Source organism: Agrobacterium sp. MS2, from assembly GCF_003261015.1.
GTDB lineage: Bacteria > Pseudomonadota > Alphaproteobacteria > Rhizobiales > Rhizobiaceae > Agrobacterium > Agrobacterium pusense.
In genome coordinates, this window is record NZ_QLNF01000086.1 from 280,892 (window position 1) to 302,822 (window position 21,931).

The 21,931-nt window shown below is 59.1% G+C and carries 22 protein-coding genes and 1 tRNA gene; 13 read left to right on the forward strand and 10 right to left on the reverse strand.

The window, feature by feature from the left end:
• Window positions 1–52 precede the first annotated feature (52 nt).
• A complete protein-coding gene (locus DOU54_RS24205) occupies window positions 53–934 on the forward strand; it encodes a methyltransferase domain-containing protein (RefSeq protein ID WP_113732096.1) in 882 nt (293 codons plus the stop codon).
• A gap of 17 nt (window positions 935–951) precedes the next feature.
• Here the strand turns inward: DOU54_RS24205 and DOU54_RS24210 are convergent, their stop codons facing one another.
• The 6 genes from DOU54_RS24210 to DOU54_RS24235 all read right to left on the reverse strand — a co-directional run bounded on the left by DOU54_RS24210 (window position 952) and on the right by DOU54_RS24235 (window position 5,104).
• Window positions 952–1,122 (reverse strand): Flp family type IVb pilin, encoded by a 171-nt coding sequence (locus tag DOU54_RS24210; RefSeq protein ID WP_077985725.1) that lies wholly within the window; start codon window positions 1,120–1,122, stop codon window positions 952–954.
• Window positions 1,123–1,220: 98 nt separating this feature from the next.
• Window positions 1,221–1,535 carry a hypothetical protein gene (locus tag DOU54_RS24215; protein ID WP_003585635.1) on the reverse strand — a complete coding sequence of 105 codons (315 nt, stop codon included), beginning with the start codon at window positions 1,533–1,535 and terminating at the stop codon, window positions 1,221–1,223.
• Window positions 1,536–1,706: 171 nt separating this feature from the next.
• Window positions 1,707–2,120: an 8-oxo-dGTP diphosphatase MutT gene (gene mutT / locus DOU54_RS24220; protein ID WP_003585633.1), complete on the reverse strand. Its 414-nt coding sequence runs from the start codon at window positions 2,118–2,120 to the stop codon at window positions 1,707–1,709.
• Window positions 2,117–2,893 carry a GNAT family N-acetyltransferase gene (locus DOU54_RS24225; RefSeq protein ID WP_113731943.1) on the reverse strand — a complete coding sequence of 259 codons (777 nt, stop codon included), beginning with the start codon at window positions 2,891–2,893 and terminating at the stop codon, window positions 2,117–2,119. Before DOU54_RS24225 ends, mutT begins: the two co-directional genes overlap by 4 nt.
• An 18-nt stretch (window positions 2,894–2,911) precedes the next feature.
• Window positions 2,912–4,153, reverse strand: coding sequence for a bifunctional glutamate N-acetyltransferase/amino-acid acetyltransferase ArgJ (gene argJ / locus DOU54_RS24230; RefSeq protein ID WP_113731944.1), 1,242 nt, complete (start codon window positions 4,151–4,153; stop codon window positions 2,912–2,914).
• A gap of 87 nt (window positions 4,154–4,240) precedes the next feature.
• Window positions 4,241–5,104: a peptidylprolyl isomerase gene (locus DOU54_RS24235; RefSeq protein ID WP_035211677.1), complete on the reverse strand. Its 864-nt coding sequence runs from the start codon at window positions 5,102–5,104 to the stop codon at window positions 4,241–4,243.
• A gap of 242 nt (window positions 5,105–5,346) precedes the next feature.
• Between DOU54_RS24235 and secA the strand changes: the two genes are divergently transcribed.
• The 5 genes from secA (at window position 5,347) to DOU54_RS24260 (ending at window position 13,130) form a co-directional block, all read left to right on the forward strand.
• Entirely contained in the window at window positions 5,347–8,064 is a 2,718-nt protein-coding gene (gene secA / locus DOU54_RS24240; RefSeq protein ID WP_003585625.1) for a preprotein translocase subunit SecA, read from the forward strand.
• 135 nt (window positions 8,065–8,199) lie between these two features.
• On the forward strand, window positions 8,200–9,093 hold the full coding sequence (locus tag DOU54_RS24245) for a DMT family transporter (RefSeq protein WP_113732097.1): 894 nt from the start codon (window positions 8,200–8,202) through the stop codon (window positions 9,091–9,093).
• Window positions 9,094–9,174: 81 nt separating this feature from the next.
• The gene (locus DOU54_RS24250; RefSeq protein WP_113731945.1) at window positions 9,175–10,377 is read left to right on the forward strand and encodes an acyltransferase family protein; all 1,203 of its coding nucleotides are present in this window, start codon (window positions 9,175–9,177) and stop codon (window positions 10,375–10,377) included.
• A 57-nt stretch (window positions 10,378–10,434) separates the two neighbouring features.
• Entirely contained in the window at window positions 10,435–11,850 is a 1,416-nt protein-coding gene (gene uppV, locus DOU54_RS24255; RefSeq protein WP_112554782.1) for a Wzx-type polysaccharide biosynthesis protein UppV, read from the forward strand.
• A gap of 8 nt (window positions 11,851–11,858) precedes the next feature.
• A complete protein-coding gene (locus tag DOU54_RS24260) occupies window positions 11,859–13,130 on the forward strand; it encodes a GNAT family N-acetyltransferase (RefSeq protein ID WP_113731946.1) in 1,272 nt (423 codons plus the stop codon).
• Between the two features lie 46 nt (window positions 13,131–13,176).
• Here the strand turns inward: DOU54_RS24260 and uppQ are convergent, their stop codons facing one another.
• Window positions 13,177–13,836, reverse strand: a complete 660-nt coding sequence (gene uppQ, locus DOU54_RS24265) for a polysaccharide biosynthesis GNAT family N-acetyltransferase UppQ (protein WP_113731947.1) — start codon at window positions 13,834–13,836, stop codon at window positions 13,177–13,179.
• Window positions 13,837–14,021: 185 nt separating this feature from the next.
• Entirely contained in the window at window positions 14,022–14,726 is a 705-nt protein-coding gene (locus tag DOU54_RS24270) for a glutathione S-transferase family protein (protein WP_006698505.1), read from the reverse strand.
• A 100-nt stretch (window positions 14,727–14,826) separates the two neighbouring features.
• On the opposite strand from DOU54_RS24270, the gene DOU54_RS24275 reads away from it, so the two are divergent.
• The 3 genes from DOU54_RS24275 (at window position 14,827) to DOU54_RS24285 (ending at window position 16,198) form a co-directional block, all read left to right on the forward strand.
• Window positions 14,827–15,201: a winged helix-turn-helix transcriptional regulator gene (locus DOU54_RS24275; RefSeq protein ID WP_113731948.1), complete on the forward strand. Its 375-nt coding sequence runs from the start codon at window positions 14,827–14,829 to the stop codon at window positions 15,199–15,201.
• 133 nt (window positions 15,202–15,334) lie between these two features.
• Window positions 15,335–15,419, forward strand: a tRNA-Leu gene (locus tag DOU54_RS24280).
• Between the two features lie 263 nt (window positions 15,420–15,682).
• Entirely contained in the window at window positions 15,683–16,198 is a 516-nt protein-coding gene (locus tag DOU54_RS24285; protein WP_003585612.1) for a disulfide bond formation protein B, read from the forward strand.
• 29 nt (window positions 16,199–16,227) lie between these two features.
• On the opposite strand, the gene DOU54_RS24290 is transcribed toward DOU54_RS24285, so the two are convergent.
• Window positions 16,228–16,785: an HNH endonuclease gene (locus tag DOU54_RS24290; protein ID WP_003585610.1), complete on the reverse strand. Its 558-nt coding sequence runs from the start codon at window positions 16,783–16,785 to the stop codon at window positions 16,228–16,230.
• 312 nt (window positions 16,786–17,097) lie between these two features.
• On the opposite strand from DOU54_RS24290, the gene DOU54_RS24295 reads away from it, so the two are divergent.
• From DOU54_RS24295 to DOU54_RS24310, 4 genes are all read left to right on the forward strand, one after another.
• Window positions 17,098–17,397 carry a hypothetical protein gene (locus DOU54_RS24295; protein WP_113731949.1) on the forward strand — a complete coding sequence of 100 codons (300 nt, stop codon included), beginning with the start codon at window positions 17,098–17,100 and terminating at the stop codon, window positions 17,395–17,397.
• A 121-nt stretch (window positions 17,398–17,518) separates the two neighbouring features.
• Window positions 17,519–18,124, forward strand: coding sequence for a transglutaminase-like cysteine peptidase (locus DOU54_RS24300; protein ID WP_112554773.1), 606 nt, complete (start codon window positions 17,519–17,521; stop codon window positions 18,122–18,124).
• 209 nt (window positions 18,125–18,333) lie between these two features.
• Window positions 18,334–19,125, forward strand: a complete 792-nt coding sequence (locus DOU54_RS24305; RefSeq protein WP_113731950.1) for a metallophosphoesterase family protein — start codon at window positions 18,334–18,336, stop codon at window positions 19,123–19,125.
• A 324-nt stretch (window positions 19,126–19,449) separates the two neighbouring features.
• On the forward strand, window positions 19,450–20,412 hold the full coding sequence (locus tag DOU54_RS24310) for a glycosyltransferase family 2 protein (protein ID WP_113731951.1): 963 nt from the start codon (window positions 19,450–19,452) through the stop codon (window positions 20,410–20,412).
• A 37-nt stretch (window positions 20,413–20,449) separates the two neighbouring features.
• Here the strand turns inward: DOU54_RS24310 and DOU54_RS24315 are convergent, their stop codons facing one another.
• Complete coding sequence (locus DOU54_RS24315) at window positions 20,450–21,922, reverse strand: lipopolysaccharide biosynthesis protein (RefSeq protein WP_113731952.1); 1,473 nt, start codon at window positions 21,920–21,922, stop codon at window positions 20,450–20,452.
• Window positions 21,923–21,931: the final 9 nt, after the last annotated feature.

A 21,931-nucleotide genomic window follows, 5' to 3' on the forward strand; every position in this document is an offset into this window, starting at 1 on the left:
CAGAATGCGGCCCCGCCGTACCGATGGCGCCAGAGGCCGAGCAGGCAAGACGATGGACATTCTTTTTGACCAGGCCGTGATCGAACAAAACCGTCGCCGGGCGTGGAACCGGCGCGACGACAAGGCCCTTTTTCTTCTCGACATGGCGGCGGAAGAACTGGCAGACAGGCTTGCCATTGTCGAACGCCAGTTCGAGACCGCCATCGAGCTGCATGGCGGCACCGGCGTTGCCGCCCGGCGGCTGGCACAGACGGGAAAGGTGAATTCCATTCGCCGCATAGAGACGGAAAGCCGTTTCACCACGGATGAAAATATTCCGGAGGCGGCATCCATGGAGCATCTGCCGCTGGGAGAGGCCTCCGCCAATCTCATCGTTTCACCGCTTGCCCTGCATTTGACCAACGACACGCCCGGCGCGCTGATCCAGATCCGGCGGGCATTAAAGCCGGACGGCCTGTTTCTCGGCGCGATTCCCGGCAGCGGGACGCTGCAGGAACTGCGCGACGTGTTGTTGACGGCAGAGGCGGAACTGAACGGCGGGGCAAGCCCGCGCGTCATTCCCTTCGCCGATGTGCGCGATGTCGGCGCGCTTCTGCAACGCGCCGGTTTTGCGCTTCCCGTCACCGACGCGGAAACCTACACGGTACGTTACGATTCGATTTTCCCGCTGATGCGCGACCTGCGTGCGATGGGCATGGCCAATCCGCTGGCAGGCCGTAGCAGACGACCGCTCAACCGTGCCTTTTTCATGCGGGCGGCAGAGCTTTATGCTGAACGTTATGCCGATCCGGATGGGCGCATAAGGGCGACATTCTCCGTCATCTATGTCTCGGGCTGGGCGCCGCATGAGAGCCAGCAGAAACCGCTGAAGCCCGGCTCCGCCAAAGTGCGCCTGGCGGACGCCCTGAAGACCAGGGAAGTCAAGCTATCCTGAACGCAAGAATGACCGTTTCAGACACTGGCGAAAGTGTCGGCGATGAACTGAAACAGGGCATTGATGTTGCTGCTGATAGCGCTCGCGCCGCCGACAAGGGCGACGGAAATCACGGCCACTATCAGGCCATACTCAACGGCGCTGGCGCCGTCTTCATTCCTGCAGAAATCGATAAATGAACGCAGCACAGAATATGCCCAATCCGCCAGCCGGCAATATGACCTATTGAAGTCGGCTTATTCTAGACGGGCTATGTGAGAGATCGGTTACCGACAATGGTAAACGATCAGCAACCGCTCTCATTGCTGTAGCCCGTCACCACGCAGGGCATTTCCGGCATCGGCTGTGTTATGCTACGGCGGATGGAGTATGTCTTGCCCACATCTGTCTTCTTGATGGAGCCGGTGCTGATCATGTCGTAATTGTCGGGGAACTGCGCCACACGCGTGGAAGACTTTCCGGCGAGCATGGGTGTGATGATCAACGACAGGGCGATGACGGCCGTGCCGAAAAGCAATGCGACGTTCAGAACGCCGGTGCGACTGGATTTATCGGAATAAGAGTGACGACCTTCCACCGTCTTCCAGAAATCCTCGTTCATGACCAACCTCGTAACGCGCAGTTTACCGCTTCTTTAGCTTAACAATCTGCCAGAGGGTGCTGAACGATCTCTTAACACAGACCCGTTTTGACACGGCAAAGCGCTGGCAACGGGGCATTTTCACGAAGCTGTAACGGGATCATAAGCGAGGGACGCCGGCGATTGCCTGTTCTAAAGCAGATCCTGCAGGAAGGGGATCAGCGGCTCATCGGCCGGCGGCATGGGATAATCGCGCAATGCCTGCGGTTTTACCCATTTCAGCGCCTGTCCTTCCCGGCCATGCGCAATGCCCTCGTAACGACGGCACACGTAAAGCGGCATCAGAAGGTGGAATGTTTCATAAGTGTGGCTGGCAAATGTCAACGGCGCAAGGCAGGCGATCTTGGTTTTGATACCCAGCTCCTCGTCCAGTTCGCGCACGAGGGTTTCCTCGGGCGTCTCGCCCTGCTCCACCTTGCCGCCCGGAAACTCCCACAGGCCCGCGAGCGACTTGCCCTCCGGACGTTGCGCCAGAAGAATGCGGCCATCCTGATCGAGAAGGGCGCAGGCGGCGACCAGCAGGATTTTTTTGCCGGCCTCGCTCATTCTCCTGAACCCTTGCGCCAATAGCGATAGCGATAGGCCTCGGAGAAGCCGAATTTCTCATAAAGTGCGATTGCCGGCGCATTGGCGGCTTCAACCTGCAGCCACGCGCTTTTTGCGCCGCTGATCCTGGCCCAGCGCAGTGCGGATGACAGGATTTGCGTACCGAGGCCCTTCTTACGCTGCGACTTTTCGACATCGAGGGAAAGGATGCCGGCAAGATCGTTGTCCTGCACGCAGATGACGGTTGCGAGCGGATTGCCTTCCACTTCCTCATTGATGAAGAGACCGAGCGTCGGCTTGATGGAACTGACGATTTCAGCAATTGCCGGGCGCAGCGCCGGATCGCCATCGCTCACCTTGATGCTCGCCTCTACAAAACGGCCGATATCGTGGCTCGGAAGGCTGACCAGCGTTTCCGGCAACTCCATTTCGGAAAGATCGACAGTCATGACCACAACCTCTTCGAACATCGACCAGCCGTCCCTGACCAGAAATTCCACAAGCTGCGGCGGCATCAGCGTCGTTTCGCGCACCACCAGCGGCCGGCCGAAATCATCGAAACGCTTACGCGCCTTTTCCAGCCGCACCGCGCTGTTTCCGTAATCGGACGGATCGAGCGGCACCACGCAGTTGATACGCTTGGAGGGATGCGAACCCGTGAGACGGATTTGCCAGCTGCCGTCATAAATAACCGACGAGGCTGGCCACGCCCGGAAGCTGACGGCTTCCAGACGGCGAACCAGCGGCAGATTGACGGCCTTGTTGTCCTGCATTCTCTTCGGCTCCAACGGTCAGCTCCGGTAGTCGCCGTTGATCGCAACATATTCTTTCGTCAGGTCACAGGTCCAGACGGTAGCCGTTCCCTGACCGAGGCCGATATCGACCTTTACCGTGATGTCTTCCAGTTTCATGACGGCACTGGTTTCCGCTTCGGAATAGTTCGGGTCGCGTTCGCCGTTGACGGCTACGCGCACGCCGCCGAACCAGATGGCGAGACGGTCGCGGTCCGCCATTTCGCCTGATTTGCCGACGGCCATGACGACACGGCCCCAATTGGCGTCCTCACCGGCAACCGCGGTCTTCACCAGCGGTGAATTGGCGATGGAAAGGGCGATCTTCTTGGCGGCGGCGTCGTTTTCCGCTCCTGTCACGGTAACTTCCACCATCTTGCGCGCGCCTTCGCCATCACGAACGACCTGCAAGGCAAGGTCCTTCAGAAGATCATTCAGCGCGGCGCGGAAGCCGGAAAGGCGCTCATCATCGGCATTCGTCACTTTCACCTGGCCGTCTTCGGCCGCAGCGCCCGTGGCGAACAGCATCAACGTGTCGGAGGTGGAGGTATCGCTGTCGACCGTTACGGAATTGAAGGTCGGGCCAACGCCGTCCGACAACAGGGCCTGCAACGCGGCAGGCTCAATATCCGCATCCGTCACAACGAAGGAAAGCATCGTCGCCATATCTGGCGCGATCATGCCGGCGCCCTTGGCGATACCGTTGATCGTCACGATCACGCCGCCGATCTCGGCGGTGCGGCTGGCGACCTTCGGATAGGTGTCGGTCGTCATGATCGCCTTGGCGGCTTCCTGCCAGAAATCGGCTTCTGCCCGAACATTCATGTCACCCAGGACACCGGCGAATTTCGAGGCATCCAAGGGTTCCCCAATCACGCCCGTCGATGCCAGAAAGACCTCTCCTTCGGAGCAGCCGACGGCAGCTGAGGCGGATTTCGCCGTCAGCTCGGTCGCGGCCTTGCCCTTGAGGCCGGTAAAGGCGTTGGCATTGCCGGAATTGACCACCACGGCGCGCGCCGCGCCGCCGCCGAGATTGGCGCGGCAGAAATCAACCGGGGCGGAAGGGCATTTCGACTTGGTGAAGACGCCCGCAACGCTTGCAGGCTTGTCGAACACGATCAAGAGAACGTCCGTGCGGTTCTTGTACTTGATGCCGGCAGCGGCCGTCGCCATGCGAACGCCGCGGAGCGCAGGCATGTCAGGATAGGATTTCGGAGCGAGCGGAGAAACGGCAACGGACATGGGAAGCGCCTGAAATTCTGGAATGGATGTCTGGAGATGGCCTGAGATGAAACGGGGCGGCCGTTAAGCCGCCCCGTAATCCGAATTTTACTGTTGCGGCTGTGCCTGCTGTTCCTTCGTGGCTTCGTCGTAGCCCTTCTTCAGCGTCTCATCCATGATTTCGATCTTCTGGTCAGCCTTGGCCTTCTCGATGAGGGCAACGTACTTGTCGCGCATGACAAGCTGACGAACCTGCGGCTCGACCTGCTCGAAAGCCGGCGGCGGCGCGATGCGCTTGTCTTCCAGCTTGATGACGTGGAAGCCGAACTGGGTCTTCACAGGCGTTTTGGTGTAGGCGCCCTTTTCGAGGCCGAAGGCGGCTTCTTCGAATTCCGGCACCATGCGGCCCTTGCCGAACCAACCGAGATCGCCACCGTCATCCTTGTTGGAATCGGTGGATTTTTCCTTGGCGAGGGCTGCGAAATCCTTGCCCGAATCAAGCTGCTTGATGATGTCCTTGGCTTCGTCCTCGCTGGCAACGAGGATGTGAGCTGCCTTGATCTCTTCTTCCTGCGGCAGGGCTGCGACTTCCTTGTCGTAGCGGGCCTTTACTTCGTCATTGGTGACGGCGTCGACCACGTGCTTGCGGAAATACGCGTTATGCAGCTCACGGTCCTGGATGAATTCCATGCGCTTCTTGAAATCTTCAGTCTTTTCCAGACCTTCGGCGCTGGCGTTCTTCACGAGAAGCTTGACATCGATCGCGCCGGAAAGGGCTGCGACCTTCTTCTGCTCGTCGGGAAGCTGCGCGAGTTGCGGATCGAGGTTGCTCATGGCGAGGTCGAGTTCGGACTGGTGGATTTCCAGATCGCCGACCTTGGCGACGACCTTGTCTTCCTGTGCGAAAGCCGGAAGCTGGAGGCCGAGCGTGGCCACAATCACCGCAGCCGCAATTTTATTATAGCGCAACATTTTGAACCTTTCGGGGACAATGCCGGCTCCAGACATGGTTTCCGGCTCTGAAAAAACTTCCAAACACCGGAATGTGGCCATTCTGTAACGGGCAGAACCGTTGACATCATTTGCCCCCCCTCTTATCTGTCACGCAACCTCGCGTCCAGATACGTTGAAGGGCGAAGTCCGTCATTTGTGCTGAAAACAGCGTGACGGAGCAAAGCGCCCGGCAAAACGGAATTTCAGAAAGGGCCAGTAAGATGGTCAGTCTCGGCGGAATAGCCCGCAAGTTGTTCGGTTCGGCAAATGATCGCCGCGTCCGCTCTTATAAAAGCAAGATCGCAGCCATCAATGCGCTGGAAGAAGCCACCAAGGCGCTCTCCGACGAAGCGCTGGCGGCCAAGACCGCCGAGTTCCGCCAGCAGCTGGCAGACGGCAAGACACTCGACGACCTGCTGATCCCGGCATTTGCCGTGGCCCGCGAAGCATCGCGCCGCGTTCTCGGCATGCGTCCCTTCGACGTGCAGCTGACAGGCGGCATGATCCTGCACGGCGGCGCCATCGCCGAGATGAAAACGGGTGAAGGCAAGACGCTGGTGGCCACTCTTGCGGTGTACCTCAACGCGCTCGCCGGCAAGGGCGTGCACGTCGTCACCGTCAACGACTACCTCGCCCAGCGCGACGCCGCCACGATGAGCCGGCTCTATCGCTTCCTCGGCCTCACCACCGGCGTCATCGTTCATGGCCTTGACGACGACCAGCGCCGCGAGGCCTATGCCTGCGACATCACCTACGCGACGAATAACGAGCTCGGCTTCGATTACTTGCGCGACAACATGAAATATGACCGCGCCCAGATGGTTCAGCGCGGCCACAACTACGCAATCGTCGACGAAGTCGACTCGATCCTGGTCGATGAGGCGCGCACGCCGCTCATCATTTCCGGGCCGCTGGACGACCGTTCCGATCTCTACAATACCATCGACGCCTTCATTCCGCTCTTGACGCCGGAAGATTACGAAATCGATGAGAAGCAGCGCTCGGCCAACTTCTCCGAAGAAGGCACCGAGAAGCTCGAAAACCTGCTGCGGCAGGCGGGGCTGCTCAAGGGCGAATCGCTTTACGACGTCGAGAACGTCGCGATCGTCCACCACATCAACAATGCGCTGAAGGCCCACAAGCTCTTCACCCGCGACAAGGACTACATCGTCCGCAATGACGAAATCGTCATCATTGACGAATTTACCGGTCGCATGATGCCGGGCCGTCGTTATTCCGAAGGTCAGCACCAGGCTCTCGAAGCCAAGGAAAAGGTACAGATCCAGCCGGAAAACCAGACGCTGTCCTCCGTCACCTTCCAGAATTATTTCCGCATGTATGAAAAGCTGGCCGGCATGACGGGTACGGCAGCGACGGAAGCGGAAGAATTCGGCAACATCTACGGCCTCGATGTCATCGAGGTGCCGACCAACCTGCCGATCCAGCGTATCGACGAAGACGACGAGGTTTATCGCACCGGCGAAGAGAAATTCCAGGCGATCATTACCGAGATCAAGGCAGCGCATGAGCGCGGCCAGCCGGTTCTGGTGGGCACGACGTCGATTGAAAAATCCGAGCTTCTGGCACATCTCCTGCGCCAGTCCGGTTTCTCCGACTTCCAGGTCCTGAACGCCCGTTACCACGAGCAGGAAGCTTATATCGTCTCGCAGGCCGGTGTGCCGGGCGCCGTCACCATCGCCACCAACATGGCGGGCCGCGGTACCGACATCCAGCTTGGCGGCAATGTCGAGATGCGTCTCGAGCGCGAGCTGGAAGGCATGGAGCCGGGTCCGGAGCGAGATGCGAAGGAACAGGCGATTCGCGCCGAAATCAAGGTGCTCAAGGAAAAGGCGCTGGCCGCCGGCGGCCTCTACGTCATCGCAACCGAACGCCATGAAAGCCGCCGTATCGACAACCAGCTGCGTGGCCGTTCCGGCCGTCAGGGCGATCCGGGCCGCTCGAAATTCTACCTGTCGCTTCAGGACGACCTGATGCGCATCTTCGGTTCCGAGCGCATGGACTCGATGCTGCAGAAGCTGGGCCTCAAGGAAGGCGAAGCCATCGTCCATCCGTGGATCAACAAGGCGCTGGAACGCGCCCAGAAGAAGGTCGAAGCCCGCAACTTCGAGACCCGCAAGAACCTTCTGAAATATGACGACGTGCTGAACGATCAGCGCAAGGTGATCTTCGATCAGCGCCTTGAGTTGATGGAAGCCGATAATATCGGCGAAACCGCAGCCGATATGCGTCACGAAGTCATCGAAATGCTCGTCACCAAGCATATTCCCGAAAATGCCTATGCCGAACAGTGGGATATTGCAGGCCTGAAGGCCGGCATCGCCCAGTTCCTCAACCTCGACCTGCCGGTGGAAGAGTGGGCGAAGGAAGAAGGCATCGCCGAAGACGATATTCTCCAGCGCGTCACCGAGGCCGCCGACAAATACGCCGCCGAGCGTGCGGAACGTTTCGGCCCCGAGATCATGACCTATGTCGAACGCTCGGTCATTCTCCAGACGATCGACCATCTGTGGCGCGAGCATATCGTCAACCTCGATCATCTCCGCTCCGTCGTCGGTTTCCGCGGTTATGCGCAGCGCGACCCGCTGCAGGAGTACAAGGCGGAAGCCTTCGAACTCTTCCAGGCGCTGCTCGCCAATCTGCGCGAAGCCGTGACCGCCCAGCTGATGCGTGTGGAACTGGTTCAGCAGGAGCCGCAGCAGCCGGAACTGCCGGAAATGACTGCCCATCACCTTGACCCGAACACGGGCGAGGATGAAATGGCTCAGGGCTTGCAGGCGGCGCCTGCCGCCTTCGTGCCGGCCGAGGAGCGCGATCCGAACAACCCCGCCACCTGGGGCCGTATCGGCCGCAATGAAATGTGCCCCTGCGGATCCGGCAAGAAATACAAGCACTGCCACGGCGTTTACGAACAGGCCTGAACGCCGCGCATATCCGATGAAGACCATCGCCCGTAACCCAGGTTGCGGGCGATTTTCTTTGCGCAATTCATTGTTGTTGACGGGCATGATCGGTTTCCAATATGGGAGCTGGATCATCCTCCGGAAAATGCTGCCATGGCCCCTCGCGATCTTGCCGCCTATGTTTTTCTCGCACTCGCATGGGGCGCGTCCTTCCTCCTGCTTCTACAGGTTGTGGATGCATTCGGCTGGATCGGCGCAGTGACGTTGCGGTCACTGGTGACCGCCACCACTCTTTTCCTGATCGCGAGAACTGCGCGACGCAAACTGGCGTTTTCGGCAAGCTGGCAAGCCTTTGCCATTGTGGGCGCAACCACCGTTGCCGGCCAGTTGATCGGCCTTTCTTATGGCACGCCACTTGTCGGGACCGCCATGGCCGCAATATTGGTCGCGACCATCCCGCTTTTTTCCATGCTCATCTCGCAGGTCTGGGGGCTGGAGCGACTGACGAGGCAAGGTGTCGTGGGGCTGGTTTTGGGCTTCGGCGGGATTGTGCTGCTCGTGGGTTTTCCCGCCGTACCCGTCACGACCGGTTTTGTCATCGGCTGCATCGCCTGTGTCGCCGCCTGCATCTGCGCGGCCTTCGGCAGCAATTATGCCAGCCGGTATCTCAAAGGCGTGGGTTCATGGGAAATTACCATCGGCTCATTCATGACCGGTGGCATCATGACGCTGCCACTGCTGCTGGCAGTTCCGATTCCCCGCGTTCCCGCGCCGATCGACTATCTATACCTGCTCATCCAGGCCATCGTCATGAGCGGCCTCACCTACATAACCTATTTCCGCCTTGTCTCGGTGATCGGCGCGACAAAGGCCATCAGTGTGGAGTTTGCAGTCACCGTTGTGGCGGTGCTTATCGGCGCCCTCGTGCTGGATGAGCCGCTGTCGCTGCCTCAGCTCTTCGGCGCGGGCATCATTATCCTCGGCTGCGCGCTGGTGCTCGATCTGCTACCCAAAAAGAAGGCTCCGCCCACACCGGCCGGCGCATGAAGGGTTTATTAGCGTTTTCCACCAATAGTCGTGTCGGCTAGCGCAGATCACGCGTGATCGCATGTGCGACGCGAGGAGAAAATGCAACCGAGCAGTTCAGATTATGAACATTACTGGGACCCGTTGCGAGCGCTTCTGATGCTGCTCGGCATTCCCTATCATGCCTCACTGCTCTATAGCTACGCCTTGCCCTGGGACATCAAGGATTTTGAGACCAGCACGCTCCTGACCGCGCTTGGTGCCGGGCTCGTCACCTTCCGAATGCCGGCGTTTTTTCTGGTCGCCGGGTATTTTTCCACCATGGTCATCGGCAAAAAAGGCAAAATGCCTTGGCTCAGACAACGTTTCCTCCGCCTCGGCGTGCCCTTCGTCGTGACGCTCGTTCTGCTCGGGCCGCTGCAGCTTTTGTTGCTGCGACTGGCCGGTATCGCGAAAGGCGAGATTTCAGCCGAAGGACTGATTGAGAGCCTGCCGGGTCTGCTGCGCCCGAGTGAACAATGGATCATGCATCTGTGGTTCCTGCCCGCTCTCATCGCTTATTCCGTGGTGCTTGCCGCTTTCTTGTATCTTCTGAAACGTCCGCCTTTTGCGCGCGCAGTAGACAGGCTCGACAGCCTGCGGCGGCGACATGCCGGGGTGTTTTTCGCCGCACTCTGCATCTTGCCCATTTTATGGGAGTTGGCGATATACGGTTCCAGCCTGATTGCGGCAGAAACCGAAAGCAGCCTGCTTTCTCTCTATGAGCGCGCTTCCGACCCCTATGGGCGCTATGTGCCCTTCTTCCTTGTCGGAGCCCTGCTCCACCGCGACCGGACCCTCTTTCACCGCTTTCGCCAGACCGGTATTCTCACGGCAATCGTAGCGACGGCCGCCATTGCGGCGGCAGTGACACTCAGGCTGCAAAGCCCGTTTTCGAATTCAGCCCTGCTCGTGCTGGTGTCGGCAATTGCCGCAGTAACGGTGAGCCGCCTGCTGATCGACCTCGCCTGCCGGTATTTCGACCGGCCAAGCCGGTTTGCCAGACGGATGACGGATGCGTCCTTCACTATCTATCTGTTTCACCACCCGCTGATTTACGTTCTGGGTACGCTTTTTATTCTCATCTCCCTGCCGCCCCTCGTTAAATTCACCATCATCGTCGCAGCCACGACCATCACGGCTTACTCTCTGCATCAGGCGATACGCCGCAGTCCGTTGGCTCTGTTCCTCTTCAACGGCATCCGCAAGCCGCGGGAAGCGGGTGACATCAGGACAGGCGCAGCCGCCTCCCAAACGCTTCGTTAAGGATGAAGGGCTTACAATCGGCCTGCCCATTCAACTGGAAATAATGGCGTGTGGATCATGGCTATCCTCAGCACGGCGGAAAAAGCCTTACCCGCAGGCCTGCGCGCGAAGATTTCGCCGCTGGGCGATAAAATCGCCCTCATTGTCTCCGCGAGGGACGAGGTTGCCCGGGCACAGCGCATGGCGCTCGTCGCCTTCGCGGTGCGCATCGTCAGCGCCGGCATCGCCTTCATATCGCAGATCATCCTTGCCCGCCTGATGGGCGAGTTCGAATATGGCCTCTTCGCCTTCGTGTGGGTTCTGGTAATCCTGTTCGGCAATCTTTCCTGTCTCGGCTTCCACACCACCGTCATCCGCTTCCTGCCCGGCTACCGTCTGGAAGATGCCCATGACAAGATCATGGGGCTAACCTCGACGGCCCGCGTGTTCGCCATGCTGTCTGCCAGCACGCTGGCGCTTTGCGGTTTCATCTTTCTGTATTTCTTTGGCGAGCGCATCGCCGCCTATTATCTCATTCCTGTCTCGCTGGCGCTTTTCACCCTGCCGATGGTGGCTCTGGGCGATGTGTTGAACGGCACGGCGCGGGCCAATGGCTGGGCCATCTCCGCCCTTAGCCCCACCTATATCGTACGTCCCGTACTGATCCTCCTGTTCATGCTGGTGGCCATTGCCCTGGGAGCCGAAAAGACTGCGACGACGGCCATGCTGACGGCACTTTTCGCAACTTATGTCACCACCATTTTTCACTTCGTCTTCCTGAACCGCCGGCTCAACCGACATTTCCGCAGCGTCACCCGAAGGGTTCATTTTCGTCACTGGATCAGGTTTGCCTTTCCGGTCTTTCTGATCGACGGCATCGGTTTTCTGATGACCAATTCCGATGTGGTGATCGTCGGCCTTTATCTGCCGCCGGATCAGGTCGGCATCTATTTCGCCGCGGCGAAAACCATCGTGTTGATGCAGTTCGTGTTTTTCTCCGTCCAGGCGGCGGCCGCACCACGTCTCGCGGCGCTGATTTCGGCCAATGACAGGCCGGGGCTTGCGAGCTTCGCCAGCCAGGCCGCACGTTGGGCCTTCTGGCCGTCTCTCGCCGTTGGCAGCGTGGTGCTTCTGGCCGGGCCATTCCTGCTGTCGCTGTTCGGTCCTGGCTTCGTGGAGGGTTACGAGCTGATGTTCTTCCTGTTTGCGGGGTTCCTGGCAAAAGCGCTCATCGGCCCCGGAGAGACGCTGCTGAATATGGCCGGCAAACAAAAATTGTGCGTGATGCTTTATATTATCATCTTCGGTTGCAACATTGCACTCAACATGGCGCTCATTCCGGTCTATGGTCTGACAGGCGCCGCGGCAGCGGTGGCGATAGCCATGTCCATAGAGGCTGTGCTATTGCATGTTGCCATACGCCGTACACTCGGGATCGTCCTTTTTGCCTTCAACGACCCCCGGGCGAGTCAAAACACTGGTAAGGCGGTGTAACGATAAGCATGTCCAGCGATCCAAAGAATCCGGATTTTCAGGACCCGCGCATCGCGGCGCTCATGGCGTCTGCGGAGCGTGATCGCCCGGTGGCGGACAGCAGCCGGCGTGTGGGCCGGGAAGGCCGTGAATTCTGCATCTATCCGGGGCAGCTCGGTTACGACATGCAGGAGGAACTCGACTTTCTCTCCAACCGCGTCATGGAAGCAAACGTCTTTTTCACCGGCCGGCTTCTTGCTCCGGCCATGCCGCGTATCGACGACAAGACCGTGCGCTTCGCCCTCATTCGCGATGAGAACGGCGCCCGAAGCCGCATGCGGTTTCTGATGCCTTTTACCGTTGAAAAGCCGGGTTTTTCCATCGGTCCTTCCATTATTCGCGTCTGGGCCAATCCTTTCGGGCCGCTCGGGACGCCGCTGGTGGATACCGAAGGGGCGGCCGAGACCCTCGATAACCTTTTCGACGCCCTTTCCGACCGGGATATGCGGCTGCCGAATGTTCTGGTTCTGCCGGATGTGCGGCTGGAGGGGCCTTTTGCCCGCATGTTCCGAGCCATCGCGCTCAGCCGCAACCTGCCGGTGACGACGACGGGTCATTATCACCGGCCGATGCTGGAAAGCCTGCTTGATGGCCAGGCTTATCTGCAAAAAGCCCTTGCCCCGCATCATTTGCGGGAAATGCGCCGGCAGTGGCGACAGCTCGAGCGGTTGGGCGCGTTATCCTACACTGTCGCGCGCCAGCCGAAGGATATACGCTACCGCATGGAGGAGTTTCTGGCGCTGGAGGCAAGCGGCTGGAAGGGCCGCAAACGCACCGCGCTGGTCAACGACCGGTATCGCGCGGCCTTCGCCCGCGAGGCGATCACCAACCTGGCCGAAGCCGATGCCGTGCGTATCCACACCATCGATCTCAACGGAAGCGCCATTGCCTCCATGATCGTCTTCATCACCGCCGGCGAGGCCTATACGTGGAAGACCGCCTTCGACGAGAATTACGCGCAATTTTCGCCCGGCAAGCTGCTGGTACAGAAACTGACCGACTGGCATCTGGACGACGCCAATATTCTCCGCAGTGACAGCTGCGCCGTGCCCGATCATCCTGTCATGAGCCGCTTCTGGCAGGAACGGCAGGAAATGGGCACGCTTGTCGTGGGGCTCACCCAGAACAGTGACAGGGACGTTCGACAGGTTTCCACGCAGGTGGACATGTATCGCAACACCCGTAACCTCGCCCGCAGCCTGCGGCAGACAATCCTGTCCTTTGGTCGCAAGGGCAACTGAGGCCGGAGGACGCCAACGGCATCCTCCGGATTGTTCGGGTCCAGCTTCAGCGCGAGGCCGTCCGGATCATCTTGCACAATTGCGTCAAAGCTGCATCGTATCCGCCACCCAGAATATCGATGCAACGCCGGGCGAGCCTGATCTGCTCGGTGCGCGACATGTCGTTATAAGCCTGAATGGCGTTACGCATGGCGCCAGGCGTTACCGGCCCCGATTTGCCGGGATTGTTCGGATTTCCCGGACTGCCCGGGTTTCCAGGATTGCCCGGATTACCGGGATTGCCCGTGGAACCTGAACCGCCAATGCCGAGACCGACATCAACGCCGAGGCCGTTGGATCCGCCGACATTTGCGCCGACATTGGCATTGACGCCGCTGGAGCCGCCAACGGAGGCGTTCACGCCCGCATTGACCCCGCTGGAACCGCCGACGGATGCGTTGACATCCGCATTGACCCCATTGCTGCCACCAACCGAAGCGTTGACATCCGCGCCCAATCCGCCGCCGCTTCTGCCGCCGACATCGGCACTGGCGTTGACGCCGCCGCTGCCACCAACGGAAGCATCGACCCCGAGCCCACCGCTGCCATTACCACCCACGCTCGCATTAACCCCATTCTCTCCACCGATCCCTATATCCAGCGCGTGGGCGTTGACCGGCAGGATCAGGCAGGCAGACAATAATAAATTGCGAGAAAAAGCCCTCATAATTTCCTCCCTATGAGTTGGCTACTCCCGCCCCGCGTGGAAACTCCACCCGGCCATTATAAATTCAATTAGCAATTGCGTACATACTAATTTATTAGAACTATCTAAAATTATCATGAAAACGCAACCGAGGATGTATCATTTCGAGACAGCGTGGGCGGTAAAATCCGTCCACGCTGCCCTCTTCAGTTTCCGAACCGTTCGACAAGCGTTGCGAGATCAACATGGCCCCGGCAGCTTCCATTGCCTTTAGCCGGCTCTCCACGTTCCAGGCCACTCGCATAGACAACAGCGGGATCAGCCTCGAGACGCCTGCGCAACGCGGCTAGCTTTGGCCACCGGCCCGGGTCAGCCACATCGTGAATCTCCAGCCAGCGGGCGACACCGACCAGGATTCCATCCGCGAGGCTCGGCCTGTCGCCGATTGCAAAGGGGGTGACGCCAATCATCTCCTCCAGCAGGTCGTGCCGTCTGATCACGGCGTCCGTTCCATACTGCCGAAGAGCCGATTGCAGGGCCGGGTTCGGCGGCTCCATCTCAAGCGCAACCCACAGCGGGGTGAAAGCGCCGGTGAAGCCGGTGTTGATGAACGCCATAAACTGATGCATCAGCTCGGCCTCCCGTGAATGGAGATCGAAACTGATACGCCGCTCGGTGTCGCGTGTTTCCAGCCATGCAGCGATCGCCATCGTCTCGGTCAGTATCTCGCCCCTGTCCGTGATAAGGACGGGCGTTTCGACGCGTCGATTGATACGCTTATATGGCGCCTGCCGCATTTCACCGAGCATATCCACCCGGCAAAGCCTGTACGGCTTGCCAAGCCACTCAAGCGCCGCGACAAGCCCCATCGAACTTCCCGCCGGGAAGCCATAAAGTAAAATCGGTTCCATTTTTCATACTCTCAGTTTCGAGGGCGCTGCGCAGCGGGTTGAACTTAGCGCCGGGCAGCGCCAAGTAAATTACGAACCTTTTTGTAACCACGAGGCACTGATGAAGGACCTTGTATCCCGTTGCCCCATCGAGGAGGTCATGCAGGTCCTGAGCGGGCGCTGGCCGACGCTCCTGATCTACTACCTGAAGGATGGCACAAAACGCTTCAGCGATCGGCGCAGGGACAACCCGACGATCTCGCATAAGATGCTCGCACTGGAATTGCGCAAACTGGAAGACGCCGGCATCGTTCAACGGACAGAGTTTCAGGGTTATCCGTTGCGCGTCGAATACGACCTGACCCCCGCGGGCAACACGCTTGTACCGCTGATCGACTCTCTCGGCCAATGGTGGGAAACGACGAGCGCCATACCGGAAGCCAGCGGCCCGCCCGTCCACGCCCTGCCTGGTGCTCAGGCACAGCGAAACGCTTAAAATTCCAAGGAATGGCAGCGATGAGCTGCCATTTGAAAGGCGCGAAGTTACACGCTCAAACGCGCAAATTTCCAGCTTTTGGGGTTGCACGCAGGGTCTCGCCCGTGATAGACGCCGTGACATTACCACCGTTGCCCCAATGGCGGAATTGGTAGACGCGCCGCACTCAAAATGCGGTTCCGAAAGGAGTGCTGGTTCGATCCCGGCTTGGGGTACCATTACCTACACATCTCAATTTTCCCTGCTCCAGATGCTTTTTTCATAGCGGCTTCGATGGGTGGCGTAGAGGCTGGTGTCCTCACGAAAGCTTGCTCATCCGCCTCCGTTTCTTACTAGGCTTTCATTTGCCAGTTGCAGAGGACTGGATTAGACGAATCCCGTAACATTCATCGAGATCGGCGACTTAATTTCGCCATCACGCCCGCCTTTTTGAAAGCCCGTTCGGGATATCTGCTTCTTCGCGAAGTTTGGGGAAATTTACATGGCCAATGCGACATCCGCCGATAACAGCCGCACACTCGCCGCTCTCGGCGTCACGGCGGGAATGATCTTCACCGTCGGCTCAGCCCTCGGTTTCCAGCATATTGGCGGTTACACGCCCTGTGCGCTGTGCCTGCTGCAGCGCGATCCCTATTATTACGCCATTCCCCTTGGTATCTTGGCCATTGCATCCAGCATTTTCAAATTGCCGGTTCAAATAACACGGCTGCTTCTCGCCCTTATCGGCGTGGCCATGTTGATTGGGGCCGGCCTCGGCGTCTATCATGCGGGTGTGGAATGGGGTTTCTGGGCGGGGCCGATTACCTGCGCCACCGGGGCGCCCTCCATCACGACCAATGCCGGCGACCTGTTGGGCAACCTCAACGCCATCAAGGCGCCTTCCTGCAATGATGCGGCACTTCGTGTCCTAGGCCTGTCGTTCGCCGGATGGAATGTTATCGCAAGTCTGGCACTTGCGGCAGTCGCTTTTTTCGGCGCAAGCCGTAAAAGCCGCTAAGCGGAAAACCGCGTCGCAGTCCTGAAAGCTCAGGGCTGCAGCTCGGTATCCCAGTAAAGATAGTCCATCCAGCTTTCATGCAGATAATTGGGCGGAAACAGACGCCCATTATTGTGCAGGTCCTGAACCGTCGGCTGGAAAGGCTTCTGCGCCGGGAACATGCCCGCCTGTTTGGGAAGCTTGCTGCCTTTTTTAAGGTTGCAGGGAGAGCACGCCGCAACGACATTGTGCCAGGTGGTTTCGCCGCCATGCGCGCGGGGAATCACATGATCGAAGGTCAATTCGTCCCGTGTCCCGCAATACTGGCATTCAAACTTGTCGCGTAGGAAGACGTTGAAGCGTGTGAAAGCGGGGTTGCGGGTGGGCTGCACATAGGTCTTGAGGCTGACGACGCTCGGCAGCCGCATGGAAAAGCTGGGTGACGACACCGCATGATCATATTCTGCAATGATGTTCACACGGTCTAGAAAGACGGCCTTGATCGCGTCCTGCCAGGACCATAACGACAAGGGATAATAACTCAGCGGCCTATAGTCTGCGTTCAGAACGAGCGCCGGCAGGGCCTGTGGTGAAACTGCAATCGTCAAGGGCTTCTCCTGAGCGATTCGGCATCTGCACTTGTATATTAGGTCCGTTGTTACAGGATTGTGAAGCCTATAAATGCAGCGGAGAAGAGCTTAATTTTTCAGCGGGAAAAAGGCCCTTTTATGTTCCGGTGAGGCAGGCAGAGGCCGATTGATCAGCCGGTCGCACGACGAGACAGCGGCGGGTGATTCCATGCGCGGGAACCGTCAAATCCTTCTCACGACAGCTGCAGCATCAATGATATGATCAGCGATACGGCGAGATGAAAACGGCGCTGCCGGCGACGACCATTCGCGCGCCCCGGAGGAAACGGAATGACGGCGCATCGGCATCTAACAGCAGCATTTCGGGCGGCCCTTGCGAGCGGCGCATGGATCGTTGCCGCTTGCCTGGCGGGTTCGGCACCTGCCCAGCAATATCAGAATTTCGAGATCGCGCCGGATGGCCGCGGTGGTGCGCAGGGAACGATAGGCGGGCGAAATTTCGAAGTGCCCCGCAGTTACGACAGGCCGCCCGCCGGCCGCGTCTCCCCGAACACGCGGCGCGACCGGAGAACCAGCGTGCCGCAGCAGACATGTATCGTCGACGCCGAAGGCCGAACACGCTGCAACTGATGGCATTCCCGCGAGAAAAATGGGATTTCACTAAAAAGCAATCTATCGACTTAAACGGCCTGCAAGAAAGCATCGCTATGTTCCCGGGGCATAAGGAAAACAACTGTGCAGGGGCAAGAACATGGCGAAGAAAACAACCCGTGTGGCGGCAAGTCTGGCCATTGCCATCGGCGTGGCGGCAGGCGTGGCGACGACGGCACCGGCCGTTCAGCTCGGCGGCCTCGCGAAAAACCCGTCGGCCTCGCGGCCCGGCCAATTCATGACGACAAGCCGTCCCACGATCGCGCCGATCGCCTTTGCCAAATTCTGCGACAATGCCGCCGACCAATGCGTGCGAATTGGTGATCGTGACACGATCGAACTGACCAAACAGAAACGCGTGGAGCTTCAGCGCATCAACTCCGAGATCAACACCGCAATAACCTATGTTGGCGAACTGGAGGGCGAAGACGAATGGAAGCTGAACCCGACAAGCGGTGATTGCGATGACTATGCGGTGAGCAAGCGGCAGCGCCTGCTGCGTGCCGGCTGGCCTTCCGGCGCCCTGCGCATCGCCACCGCGCGCACCCCCAGCGGTGTCGGCCACGCGGTTCTGGTGGTCAGCACCACCCAAGGGGATTTGGTGCTGGACAATCGCACCAATGTCGTCAAACCGTGGAAGTCCGTGGATCTGAAATGGATCAAGATCCAGTCGCACGAAGACCCGCGTGTCTGGCTGAAACTCTAGGTCTGAAGCAGACATAGTCTTTGCAGGCGAAAAAGAGTATCCTGCCGCTCGCCGATCGAGGCCCCGCCGCGCAAAAACCGCTTCTGGCGAAGCCTTCCGGCAGGGGCAGGGAGCGAGATTCTGACCGGGCACGACCTGTCTCGGGCGGGTGACGTGGCATCAGCTTCCAACGCTCTTGACCTCGTGTAAGGGAGACAGTATCGGCAGCTATGCCCAAGGTGCTCAACTGGATTCGCGGTCGTAAACAACCAGCCCCCCGCGAGGCGCGGAGACGGCGCAGAGTTGAGCTTGGCGACAGGCTGACATCCTTTCCGATCTATGCTATCGGCGATGTGCACGGCAGTCTCGACCTGCTTTTGCAGGCAGAACAAAAAATCCTAGCGGATCTGGCCGGCGACCCCTCTCCCGCCCTTGTCGTGCTGCTCGGCGATTATGTCGATCGCGGACGCGATTCCTGTGGGGTTCTCGAACATCTGCTGCGGCCGCCGCCTGCGCCACTGCGCCGCATCGCGCTGTGCGGCAATCACGAGCAGCTATTCAGCGACTTTCTCGAAAACCCGCGCGAAAACATGCATTGGCTGGATTTCGGCGGTCGCCAGACGCTTCTGTCCTATGGTGTGGATATTGATTATTTCATTGAAAAGGGCCGCCTGAGGGTTCAACCCTTCACGGATGCCCTGCTGGGCGCCATTCCCCAGACTCACCGCCAGCTTTTGGCCAATCTGCCGATCTACGCCCGCATCGGGCCCTATATTTTTGTGCATGCCGGCCTGCGTCCGGGTCTGCCGCTCGAAGCGCAGACCGATGAGGACATGCTGTGGATCAGGGAGCCTTTTCTGTCCCAGGGCGCGGGACTGGACCTCCTTGTCATTCACGGCCACACGCCGGTGACGGAACCGGAAACCGGGCCGCAACGGGTAGGCATCGATACCGGTGCTTTCACCACCGGCAGGCTGACAGTCCTGAAGATCGTGGAATCGGGTCTTTCGATTATCGTGTAACCCCGTCGCTGTCACCGCCATACAACATGTCGTTTGAATATCCGTTTATTGTTTTGACGAGAGAAATTTCACTTTATTCCTGAAGAAAATTGCCTTTAAAAAAGATGGATACTTAAAATGACTGCAGCATATTTCCGGGAAAACCGGCCATAATTTAAACATTCAGGACGCCCCGCCAGCGCCGATACAAACAGGAACACTTTCCCTGATCCCCGATGAAGCTCCGCGGGCGTTTCCCACAAGCCTCGCACGCGAAACCGCAGCGGCAGATCACCCGCTCGGTCGTCGCTTCAGGTCCAGGGCCAGCCAACTGCAAGAGGCTTCATGCGTTATTCCATTCTCGTTCCGGCCTTCAACTCCGAAAAAACCCTGGCGCGCGCACTAGACAGCCTCAGCCAACAGAGCTTCGGTGACTGGGAAGCCCTGATCATCGACGACGCTTCCACCGACGGTACGGCGGAGATGGCAGAAGTCCATGCTGCGCGCGACCCGCGCTTCCGGGTCTTGCGCCAGCCGAAAAATGCCGGCCCGGCCGCATCCCGCAACGCCGGCATCGAGCATGCACGGGGAGAATGGATCGCGCTTCTCGATGCCGATGACACCTACCTTCCCGATCGCCTGAAAAGGCTGGCGGAAATATCCGACCGTGTCGGCCTCGATATGATCGCTGACAATCTCCTGCTTTACGACCTCGGGGCCGATACCATCGTCGGTCCGGCCTTTGCGATGGAGAACGCGCTTTCGAAATGGACGATCCGGACCCTCTGCGAAAACGATGGCCCCGGCCGACACAGCCACGCGGGATGGCTGAAGCCTGTTTTTCGCAAGCAATTGCTTACGGAGAATAATCTTCGCTACCACGACACATTTCGCGTCGGCGAGGATTTTCTTCTTTATGCCGAATTGATTCTCACCGGCTGCAGGGCAGCCATTCTTGATGAGGCGCTCTATCTATACACCACGCCCACCGGCGCAGTATCGGGTCAGCGGTCGACATCGCAGACAGTCGTCAATAATGCGCACTTACTCGCCTCGAGTGACATGCTCATCGAGCGGCTGCCGCAGGGGGACGGCGGGCGCAACGCCCTTCTTGAGCGAAGGGCGCGTCTTAATCTGTCGCAACGCCGGGAACCGGTGAAAGCCGAGATGGTAAAGCTCTATAAAAACAGGCAATTGCTGGCTCTTGCCCTAAAAACCATCCGTCACCCGGCCGCATTCCGGGATATTCTGCGCCCGCGACCTGTCTCTCCCGGTCCTGAAAAATTGCGGGCGCTGCCCTTTTCCTGATGGGAGACGACGGCGAAATAGTCTGCAATGCCCCGCTTCAGCGGCGCGACAGAATTTTGCGCAACTCTACCACCGAGGTTTTCGCGACCGCGGGCATGGCCGCGAAAATCAGCGCCGCGTAGATGCAGGCACCCACCACGACCAGACATGCGAGAGAGATGATCGGAGGCAATCTACCCTCGATGACCTGCTCCAATCCAAATACGGACGCTCCCATGACGATCGATGCACCAAGCGGGATGGCAATGACCCTCATGATTTTCTGGAATTCCACGCCGCCGTAACGCTGGGTGTAAAAAACACCCACTGGCCAGACGCCGTATACTTTCGCGACATGCGCCCAGGCGACAGGATAAAGACCGAAAGGAGCGGCAAGGAAACTCAGTCCGATACCGGCGAGCAATTGCAGGACCGATATTTTGAGATTGAGCCCTGGCCTTTTGATCGCCGCCAGAACACCCCAGGTGAAGGATTCCACCACGAAGGGTATGGCAATGAGGCAGAGAATTTGCAGCACCGGCACCGCGGGTTTCCAGTTCTCGCCAAACAATACTGGAATGAATATAGGCGCGACCGCTGCCATGCCGGCAAAACAGGGAAATGCGAGAAGGCCCGAAAAGCGGATGAAACCGAGACAGGCCTCTTCCACCGAGCCTTTCTGTGCATGGGCCTGCGAGTAGGTCGCCATGGCCACCGAACCGAAAGGAATAACGGCGAACTGGCTGACAAGATCGATACAGCGCCAGGAAAGCCTGATGTAACCCACGGCAGCCGGCGTCAGGAACATGGCCGCGATCAGTTCCTGAAGTCTGAGGTTCATGGCGAGCAGGAAGCTGGCCGAGAAAATTCTGGACCCGAAACTCCATTGGTCAGCCGCGTAATGCCTGACGAAACGGCGGCGCGGCACCCAGCCTGATGCGAGCCAGTTCATGATCGTCGTTGCGATACTGGCCAGCAGGCGCTGGGCCACCATGGCCCATATGCCCCATCCCTGGAGGGCAAGAACTATGGCAATGGCCCCGGCGAGCATGTTGGAAAAAATCGCCCGCATTGCCAGCTTTCGAAACGCGAACGCCCGCTGCAGCCGGGCCTCATGGATACTGCCGGCACCCATGATCAGGAGCACCGCGGAAAGCGCCATCAACACGGGGCCGAGTTCCGCGATCCCGAACAGGCCGGCGAGGAACGGCGCCGCCACGGACAGCGCAACGCATAAGGCAGCGCCCCAGCCAAGGGAGAACCAGAAGGCTGTATCCGCATAGTCTTCTTCAAGTTGAGGCCGCTGCACCACCGCCTCCGGCAATCCGCCGCGCGCGATGACGAGAATGATATCGACAAAAACCGTGGCGATGGCGACGAGGCCAAACTCATCCGGCGTCAGCAGACGCGCGAGGATAAGAAAAACTGCAAATGAGAGGAAGACATTGCCGTAACCGCCGACGGCGCTCCACAGGGCGCTTGTGACCGAATGCCTCTCAAGGCCGGGGGTATCGTCCTTCGTTTTCAACATGGCCGGCTC

What these genes read in the sequence shown, in the direction of transcription:
- DOU54_RS24215 (WP_003585635.1), bottom strand. Translation starts at nt 1,535, where the DNA reads ATGAACGAGGATTTCTGGAAGACGGTGGAAGGTCGTCACTCTTATTCC.
- DOU54_RS24260 (WP_113731946.1), top strand. Translation starts at nt 11,859, where the DNA reads ATGTCCAGCGATCCAAAGAATCCGGATTTTCAGGACCCGCGCATCGCG.
- uppQ (WP_113731947.1), bottom strand. Translation starts at nt 13,836, where the DNA reads ATGAGGGCTTTTTCTCGCAATTTATTATTGTCTGCCTGCCTGATCCTG.
- secA (WP_003585625.1), top strand. Translation starts at nt 5,347, where the DNA reads ATGGTCAGTCTCGGCGGAATAGCCCGCAAGTTGTTCGGTTCGGCAAAT.
- DOU54_RS24315 (WP_113731952.1), bottom strand. Translation starts at nt 21,922, where the DNA reads ATGTTGAAAACGAAGGACGATACCCCCGGCCTTGAGAGGCATTCGGTC.
- uppV (WP_112554782.1), top strand. Translation starts at nt 10,435, where the DNA reads ATGGCTATCCTCAGCACGGCGGAAAAAGCCTTACCCGCAGGCCTGCGC.
- argJ (WP_113731944.1), bottom strand. Translation starts at nt 4,153, where the DNA reads ATGTCCGTTGCCGTTTCTCCGCTCGCTCCGAAATCCTATCCTGACATG.
- DOU54_RS24275 (WP_113731948.1), top strand. Translation starts at nt 14,827, where the DNA reads ATGAAGGACCTTGTATCCCGTTGCCCCATCGAGGAGGTCATGCAGGTC.
- mutT (WP_003585633.1), bottom strand. Translation starts at nt 2,120, where the DNA reads ATGAGCGAGGCCGGCAAAAAAATCCTGCTGGTCGCCGCCTGCGCCCTT.
- DOU54_RS24310 (WP_113731951.1), top strand. Translation starts at nt 19,450, where the DNA reads ATGCGTTATTCCATTCTCGTTCCGGCCTTCAACTCCGAAAAAACCCTG.
- DOU54_RS24235 (WP_035211677.1), bottom strand. Translation starts at nt 5,104, where the DNA reads ATGTTGCGCTATAATAAAATTGCGGCTGCGGTGATTGTGGCCACGCTC.
- DOU54_RS24245 (WP_113732097.1), top strand. Translation starts at nt 8,200, where the DNA reads ATGGCCCCTCGCGATCTTGCCGCCTATGTTTTTCTCGCACTCGCATGG.
- DOU54_RS24225 (WP_113731943.1), bottom strand. Translation starts at nt 2,893, where the DNA reads ATGCAGGACAACAAGGCCGTCAATCTGCCGCTGGTTCGCCGTCTGGAA.
- DOU54_RS24285 (WP_003585612.1), top strand. Translation starts at nt 15,683, where the DNA reads ATGGCCAATGCGACATCCGCCGATAACAGCCGCACACTCGCCGCTCTC.
- DOU54_RS24295 (WP_113731949.1), top strand. Translation starts at nt 17,098, where the DNA reads ATGACGGCGCATCGGCATCTAACAGCAGCATTTCGGGCGGCCCTTGCG.
- DOU54_RS24250 (WP_113731945.1), top strand. Translation starts at nt 9,175, where the DNA reads ATGCAACCGAGCAGTTCAGATTATGAACATTACTGGGACCCGTTGCGA.
- DOU54_RS24270 (WP_006698505.1), bottom strand. Translation starts at nt 14,726, where the DNA reads ATGGAACCGATTTTACTTTATGGCTTCCCGGCGGGAAGTTCGATGGGG.
- DOU54_RS24300 (WP_112554773.1), top strand. Translation starts at nt 17,519, where the DNA reads ATGGCGAAGAAAACAACCCGTGTGGCGGCAAGTCTGGCCATTGCCATC.
- DOU54_RS24205 (WP_113732096.1), top strand. Translation starts at nt 53, where the DNA reads ATGGACATTCTTTTTGACCAGGCCGTGATCGAACAAAACCGTCGCCGG.
- DOU54_RS24305 (WP_113731950.1), top strand. Translation starts at nt 18,334, where the DNA reads ATGCCCAAGGTGCTCAACTGGATTCGCGGTCGTAAACAACCAGCCCCC.